Genomic DNA, 8027 nt, shown 5'->3' on the forward strand with positions numbered 1-8027 from the left:
AGCCGGGAGCCGGGAGCCGGGAGCCGGGAGCCGGGAGCCGGGAGCCGGGAGCCGGGAGCCGGGAGCCGGGAGCCGGGAGCCGGGAGCCGGGAGCCGGGAGCCTTCGGGCTCACGGAGGAGTGGCTTATGCACGACGGGGTTGTCGTCCCGTCAGCAATTGTGCTGTCCCATAAGGAACAGCTCGATCGACTTGCCGTGAGCTGTCCGCAGGCACTGCCCGCCGCCGTCGTGGCAGGTGACCCCTGTATCGACCAGCTGCGCGCCAGCCTTCCCTTTCGCGAGACCTACCGCCAGGCCCTGGGTCTGCTGCCGGACCAGCGTCTCGTGGTCGTGTCTTCAACGTGGGGAGGCGGTTCGGTGCTCGGCTCGCCGCACGCCGACGTTCTCCGCCGCGCGCTGGCCGAACTCCCGGCCGATGAATTCCGCGTGCTCGCAGCTATCCATCCAAATGCCTGGCACGGCCACGGATCCTGGCAGGTACACAGCTGGCTCGCCCCTTTCCTGAATTCCGGCCTTCTCCTGCCCGCCCCCGAAACCAACACATGGAAAGCGGCCCTTTGCGCCGCCGACTTCCTCCTGGGGGACCATGGATCATTGACGATGTACGGAGTTTCACTAGGAATTCCATGCATTCTCGGCGCGTTTGGGGAATCGAACGTGGCGCCGGGGTCCCCCATGGAGAGGCTTGGCCGGCTACTGCCCGGGCTGTCCGCCACACGCCCCCTGCAAGACCAACTCGCCGCCACGAACGGGCAGCAGGACGACCCGGAACTCCAAGCGGTCGGGCGCACCGTCACGTCGGAACCAGGCCGCTCCACCGAGCTGCTGCGCAGGCTGTTCTACTCCTGGCTGCACCTGGACGAACCTGAGCATCCCGCGTCCGTGTCGGCGCTATCCGTACCGGCGCAGCTGTCCGGACACGGTATCCGGCCTGTTCCCCATGAGGCGCCCATGTTCGTCACCGCTTCCGTGACGGACGACCGCACGGGATCGACCGACGCCGAGGTGACCGTCCGCCGCTACCCCGCCGCGCGGCAGCACGGGCACGGTCGGCACATTGTCTCCGCACACCTGGTCGCCGACCGCGACGATCCGGATCGCCGCTGGCCTCGTACCGCCGACGTACTCCTGGTACCGCGGGGGCGCACCGCCTGCCCGGAGAACGACCTGTGGTGCGCTTACGCTGCGGAGTTCTCGGGCTGCGGGCTGGTGGCCGCGGAGACGGAGGAGGGCGGGTGCCTGGCGCTGTTCCCCGATGGCAGCCGGATGCGGGTGGCCTGGCGGGAGCCTCCTGCCTGGGCGACCTTCGCCCTGGCAGCGTCTGCGGTCTACGCGTGGTCGGCACGGGGAGGCACCGCGGAGACAGCCCGCTTTCGCCGGACGACGCCCGAGCGGATCGTCGTTCGCGCGGGCGACCTACCCAACCCAGGGCTGCTGGACCTGACCATCGTCTGAGCCCGCTCCGGACAAGGGCAGCCGGGTCTTCCGCGTGTTCGTATTCTTACGCCTGCTCGCCGTGTTCCCTTTCCAGGCGCCGTCGTGCCTCGTCCTCGCGGCTGCTGCCCACTTCTTCGTAGAGCGCGAGAGCAAACGTCCAGTCGTCGACGGCGCGGCTGTGCTCGCGCAGTTCGAGATGGATGTCGCCCCGCAGCAGGAGGGCCTCTGCGGCGTAGTACGCGGAGCCAGCGTTCTTCATACCGTCCACCGCGGAATCCAGCGCTGCGACGGCTTCGCGCAGTCGGCCGCACGCGTGGCGGTCCTCGGCGAGGCGCAGCTGGGTCTTGGCGATGTTGAAGTGGTCCGGTCCAGTGGGGAGCGCCTCGAACTCCTGGACAGCTCGGAGAAGTTCGCGTTCGGCGTCGTTGTGACGCTTCAACGCCGTGTACGCGCCTCCCAGGTGGGCGGCAAGGAGGGCTTGGCCACGCGGATGTTCGATGCCCGCCAGCGCGGCTCGGGCCCGGGCGAACAGGTCCCTGGCGTGGTCCGGGCGCTTCAGCTTCCGTTCGAGCAGTCCCAGGCCCTCAAGGACGCTCGACTCCGTGCGCCACTCGCCCTCGCTCCGGTCGGGCAAGCCCGGGGCCACCAGACTCAGCGCCTGTTCGAAGTGCTCCCGGGCCAGGCGCGCGTCGCCCTCCTCGGCATTCCAGCGGTCAAGGTATGCAAAGCCCAGCTCGTAGGACATTCGGGCCACCGCCATCGTGTCACCGGTCTCCAGCGCGGAGGCGAGGCCGATCCTGCGTGACTCAATCCACTGGGTGTGGCTGCCCGTCCTGAGGCAGAACGTCCATGTCGCCTGGCTCAGCCGCCACGCCTCCGTGTGAAGCCCGGCTCCGGCGGCCAGGTCTACGGCGGCGAATATGCTCGCCCGGCGCCGTGTCAGCTCGCGCAGAGTGGCTGCCTGTTCGTCCAGCGTGGGGACCGTGTCCGCCGTGCGGACGTTCATGGGGTCGTAGCGCCAGCGCGTGGACAGGATCTCCTCACCCTGCTCGGCGATCTGCAGGAGGTGATGTACAACTCGTTGCCGCACCGCCTCGTGCTCGCTCTCGTCGCGCTCCGCGACCATCAACGCGTGGTCGTGAATGAGTACGGACAAGCGGTACGTGTCCAGTTCCCGGCGCTCGACCAGACCACCCGAGACGAGGGCATTCAACGCCGTGCGGACCTCGGATGGGTCCCAGGACGGAGCCAGCGCGTACACGGTGTCGAGCTGGAAGTCCTCCCTCATCAGCAGACCCAGGCGACGGTAGAGCTGCGCCGTCTGCGGGGCCATGCGCCCGTAGGCAAGGTCGAGGGCTGGGGGCAGCGGATTCATGTCGCCCACATCCAGCAGCTCCTGGCGTGTCGTGCGGTCGGCAAGCCTGGCGGTGATGTCCTCGAGAACGCCCGGGACCGGCGCTTTCAGGTGTCCGGCGATAAGACGTAATGCCAGCGGCAAGCCTCCCAAGTACCGGACAATAGGCTCGAGCCGTGCTGGTTCCTCGGTGGTACGGCTCACCTTGACGAGCAGTTGCAAGGCATGTTCGTCCAGCAGGGGCTTGACCGGGAGCGGTAGAAAGTCCACGACGCTGTGGAGGCCATGCGGGGCCGCCTGACCGGTCATCAGGACGACCCCATACGGCTGGTCCGTCAGCAGGTCACGGACCTGGCGGGTCGTCGTGACGTTCTCCAGAAGGAAGACCACCGGCCGGTCACGTAACCGATGGCGCACCAGCCGGGCCATGGCAGCTGCTTCGGCCGGTCGGTCCGCTCGCGGCACACCGAGCTCGTCAAGCCACCGTTCCAGGACACCCGCCGGGTCGGTGATCCGGCCGCCCTGCATCCCGAGGTCAGCCTGGAGGAGATCTTCCGCGAAGACGTCCCGGTGAGAGTGGATCCACTGGCGTGCAGTGCTGCGTTTGCCCACTCCCGGTACGCCGCTGAGGAAAACAGCGGTCACAGCGCCGGCCTCGCGGCACGCGTGCCAGTGGCTGTCCATGTCCCGGAAGAGGGCAGCGTTGTTGACGTAGTGCAGAAGGGCCGAGGAGGCGCCTGCGCGCGTTCCGCTCCTCAGTGCCTCTCCGACGATTTCCCGCACCGCCGGGACGGCGCCGGGGCGTTCGGCGAGCAGGTCCTGCAGGCGGCCGGCCCACTCGTCCGTGATCGCATCGACCGCGTCCGCGTCACCGTCCGCCCGGGCCTCCATCACCCGATGGCGGGCCTGCTCCAGCTCGTCCCCGACGTCCGGCCCGTCCTCGGCAGTTCCCCGGCCGAACAGCGTCACCGCCTTGTCCTTCGCCCACGTCCAGAAGTCCTGGACGACGGCCCCGACCAGACTGCTGGCTGCGACACCCGCGAGAGCGGCGATCTCCGGCTCCACTGCACTCCCCACGAACCATCTCGAACTGTCGTCTCTTCACCGTAGGGATCACGCATGCGCATCCGCAGCCGTTCGAGGCAACCCGGCGTGTGGTCCTCATACACAACTCCCTGGTCGCAGCGCCCTGGCAGCACGGAGCAACCACCTTCCCCCAGAAAGGGCGTCCGATTCGTGAGACAGATATCGTGCCAAGTCACGGGGCCGGGACCGGCGGTGCGGGAAGGCCGTGCTGAAACACAGCGGGCGTAGACACCAAGGCTGTTGTGGCGCTGCGGCGCGGTCCGGCTTCGTGGGAGCTCACGAACATGCTGCTCGTCGATGCTGTCATCGATCCGTACGACAACTCCCGTGCTCTTTCCCGCAGGTTCGGCACGATCCACCATCGCGGCGATCATCGCGATCTTCCGGTACAGGGCCCTGCCGAGCGATCCGCGGGCGAGGACGTCGGACCGAGCGGCGGTGTGCAGGCTGTCGAGCATCCTCACCAGGTTGTGGCCGGAGACGAGGCGATTGCGGAGCCCAGGCAGCCAGCCTCGAACAGGACGGGTCCGTCGGCTTGCGGCCATGCTGGCCGCGCCGCGGGGAGAACGGGGCCGACTCAGCGCTCCGGGGTCCATCGGTGGATCAGCTCGTGCTGCGCCAGGTCCTTGAAGTAGCGGTGTCGCGACCAGGCATCGAAGTCGCCGATGACGATGAGGCGCCGACGGGCGCGGGTGACCGCGACATTGAGGAGGTTGGGCTTCTGAGCGGCCCAGTTCCGAGATCCCACCTGGCCGGCGCCGGTGCCCAGGACCAGGATCACGATGTCCGCTTCCTTGCCTTGCGTGGTGTGCACCGTGCCGTAGCGCTTGGAGGTGAGAGTCCTGCCAACCACCTTGCCGAGGCCATGGACAACGTCGCGGAACGGGCTGATGACGAAGACGGAATCGCTCAGCCGGCGCTTTCGCTCCGCGGCAAAGTCGCCTCCCACCGCGTCACCGGGGAACAGCTCGCCGCGGTTCAGGCGTTCCTGCCGGATCGCCTCGTCGATGCGGGTGCGGATCCGGTCGAGAGTGGCTTCCAGAGCCCTTCCTTCCTCGGGGTTCCACTTCTCCTCGCCCGGGAGGGCGCGGACGTCCCACCACACGCTGCGCTGTGCCAGTGGGAAGTCGTCCTGGTCCCGATCGACTCCGTAGACCATCATCCCGTCGTAGGCGATCTTGTTGCTGATGTCGAACATCAGGCGATCGCAGCGGCGGTGTACCCGCAAGGGCGAGCCGAGCCAGATGTCCTCGCCGTCCTGGTCCTTCAGCCAGGTGCCGTACGGGTTGAGGCGATCGGCGAGGGACTGGACGGATGCAGCGGCCGGGGCCCACTGGCGGTCCACCGCGAAGTGTCCGGCCAGGCGCCGCTGGCCGGTCCACGGGAGGGTGACCACGGGTTCGAGCTGCAGCGGGTCGCCGACAACGACGGCGCGGCGGGCTCGCCACAGAGCGCCGACCACCTCCTGGGGGGCGGCTTGGCCGGCCTCGTCGACGAACAGCCAGCCCAGGGCCTCGCTGCCCAGCTGGGCGAACATGCGGCCCATCGACGCGAAGGTCGTCGAAACCACAGGGACGACCAGGAACAGCAACTGCCAGGCGGCCAGCACTGTTTCAGCGTCCAGGTCCGCCGGCGCCTGGCCTTTGACCACCTCCATCACGGCCTGCAGATTCCTGCGCATGCGCTCGGGCGCGGCGGCCAGCAGCGCACGGTGCAGATCCAGGGCCGCGAGGAAGAGTTCCGAGCGTGCCTCGGCGAACGCGGCGTCCATCCAGGGCGCTGACTGCTCGCGCGTCTCCATCGCCTGCCGGTCATCGAGGGCCGCCTGCCATTCGACTCCGGGCACGCAGTCGCCCCACCGCTCCTTGGCCTCGGCCAGCCGGCGTTGCTCGGCTTCCTGCTCGCGGCGTCGGCGGGCCACGTGTTGTCCGGCCTCGGCGGTGGTCGTGACCTGCCGCTCACGTGCCTGCTCGCACGCGGTCAGCCGGGCCTCGGTGCGCATGATCGCGGCCAGCGACTGATCCAGTCCCCCCTGGGCGGAGCGCAAGGCGGCGTGCCGTGCGGCCCGGGCAGATTCCGCCCCGGCGAGACGGACGTCCGCAGCCTCCACATCCGCCTGGAACGGGAGGCGCCCGGTCTCCCAGCGCCGCATGGGCTCGCGGGTGACCAGCCTCTTGATCAGGCCGGGTTTGCCCGCGTCGTAGGCGTGGAGTGCCGACTCCGCTGTCCTGACGCCTTCCTCGCCGTAGCGGACCGCGGCTTCGGCCAGATCGAGCCGCGCTCGCTCGGCGGACATCGCGTCCTGGCGCCGGGCGTGTTCCTCCCGGTGGCCGGCGAGTTCGACTTCGGCGCGGCGCTGCTCCTGTTGCAGGAGCAGCAGCGTGTCACGGGCCCCGGACTCCCGGGCCACCAACTCGTCCAGGAGGGCATCGGGGCCAGCGAGCCGAGTGAGCAGATCCGCGATCTCCTGCCGCTCTGCGGCCAACGCGCGCACGTGGCCGCGGGCCTGGGTGAAGCGCTGGACCGCCTGCGTCCAGGTCTCCTGCCCCAGCGGCGCCGCCGCGTCGGCATCACGGCTCGTGTTCTGGGCGGTCTGTGCGGAGGCAGAAAGGTGGCTTCCCTGCAGTTGCAGGATCTTGTGCAGGCCCAGGAGCGGGCGGTCCTCGCTCGCTTCCGGCCTTGGCCTGCTGTTTGTCGCCGGAGGGCGGCTCGTCGACGTGCTTGTCGCGGTAGGTGTTGTCCTTGCCGCCGAAGTTGTAGATGGTCGCGGGCTCCCACATCTGCTGCGTCAGCTTCAGCGCGTCGAGGTGGAGGTCGACGGCAGCGTCGGCGCGGAGCGCGGCGAGCTGGGCGACGCGGTGTCGGGTCGCGTCCTCGGTCATCGAGGCGTCGAAGACGAGGCCTTCCTCGGCGCAGATGACGGAGACGGTGCGCTGCGCGCGGGCGTTGTGACGCGCAGGTGACGTACGGCCGGGTACGCGAACAGCCCCCCGAGTGTCGGAGGGCTGCTGGGGGTCTGTTGCGTCCGGGCACGCCGGACGTGAGGTCACGATGCGACAAGATCGCGCGGAATGCAACTACGGGCGTAGTCACCCGAACCGGTCGCGCCTACGCTCCCAACGCCGGCGATTCCACCAGGGGATCCCGAATTCCCACACAGCTCAGCCGGCGCAAGCCACGGCAGCCGCTCCGATGAGGACCGCGGCGACAGAGGCTGCCGGGCCGTAGTCGTCACGCTCCCAAGCCTCCGTGACCCAGGCGGAGATGACGCAGACGAACCCGAAGCCGAAGATGACTCCGTAGAACGCCAGGATGCTGCCGCAGCCGCTCTTTTGGTTTGGCTACCCGTATCCTCACGTCCCAGTTGGAGGCCGCATCGTGACGGGGGATGCACGGCGGGGTCACCTGCCGGGCATTACCCGGCGTGAGCCTTCAGTGTGGCAGGCGCATCACTGGCGCGGGCAGTTCTTGACCCACCAGCCGCACTCGGCACAGTACTCATGCGCGCGGGCCAACAGGCGTGTGATCACGTCTCGTTCACCTCCTCCACGATGTGCAGGTGGGTGTGGCCGGGCCGTCTGGTGAGGTCGCCATCCCCCGTCTCGGCCCTCAGCCGCTCGATCTCCTCCGCCAGGCCGCCGCCAGGCGGGCATTACCCTGCACCACCGACAGCATGGAGGCAGCGAGTGATGGATCCTGGTCGGCGGTCTCCCAGTGCGGCATCGTCTCGTACAGCCGTCGTCCCAACAGATGGGGAAAACCCTCGCGGCTTCTGTATCCCGCAGTGCCTTCCACCAGACCGCTTCCTGCCGATCACAACTGCACCTTCAACGAGAGCCTCCATCGGGCCGTTCCCCTGCAATCACTTGCCGTTCAGCCTGGTGACGCCGTCATCGTTCTCCACCCTCCGCCACGATCACGGAACAGCGGCTCTCAGAGAGCAGCCCCTCCCTCCTCCTGCTTGACCGTCACGCCCGCCGCGTCCTGTCCACAAGCCTCTCCTGTGTCCCGGCGCTGTTGCTGTGACCGATGCCTACATTGCGGTCGACGTGATTCGTCACCGTGTACGAGTAAACGCGTCCGTCCACCCGTCACGAACCCTCCTGAAAGATTGCCAACCGGCTTGAAATGAGATAGACACCCTCGCCGC

The 8027-nt window shown here is 68.6% G+C and carries 4 protein-coding genes and 1 pseudogene; 1 reads left to right on the forward strand and 4 read right to left on the reverse strand.

Features of this window, described 5'->3' with window-relative positions; translation table 11 throughout:
• Positions 1–126 precede the first annotated feature (126 nt).
• The gene (locus ACZ5VQ_RS37630; protein ID WP_469108895.1) at positions 127–1455 is read left to right on the forward strand and encodes a hypothetical protein; all 1329 of its coding nucleotides are present in this window, start codon (positions 127–129) and stop codon (positions 1453–1455) included.
• Positions 1456–1501: 46 nt separating this feature from the next.
• Here ACZ5VQ_RS37630 and ACZ5VQ_RS37635 read toward each other — a convergent pair whose 3' ends face one another.
• The 4 genes and pseudogenes from ACZ5VQ_RS37635 to ACZ5VQ_RS37650 all read right to left on the reverse strand — a co-directional run.
• Entirely contained in the window at positions 1502–3868 is a 2367-nt protein-coding gene (locus ACZ5VQ_RS37635; RefSeq protein WP_469108896.1) for a hypothetical protein, read from the reverse strand.
• 586 nt (positions 3869–4454) lie between these two features.
• On the reverse strand, positions 4455–6362 hold the full coding sequence (locus tag ACZ5VQ_RS37640; protein ID WP_469108897.1) for a DEAD/DEAH box helicase: 1908 nt from the start codon (positions 6360–6362) through the stop codon (positions 4455–4457).
• Positions 6363–6447: 85 nt separating this feature from the next.
• Positions 6448–6927 (reverse strand): hypothetical protein, encoded by a 480-nt coding sequence (locus tag ACZ5VQ_RS37645; protein WP_469108898.1) that lies wholly within the window; start codon positions 6925–6927, stop codon positions 6448–6450.
• A 533-nt stretch (positions 6928–7460) separates the two neighbouring features.
• Positions 7461–7645: pseudogene (locus ACZ5VQ_RS37650) on the reverse strand (dihydrofolate reductase family protein); the annotation flags it as partial.
• Positions 7646–8027 lie beyond the last annotated feature (382 nt).

This window comes from Streptomyces sp. NPDC033178 (genome assembly GCF_055577685.1).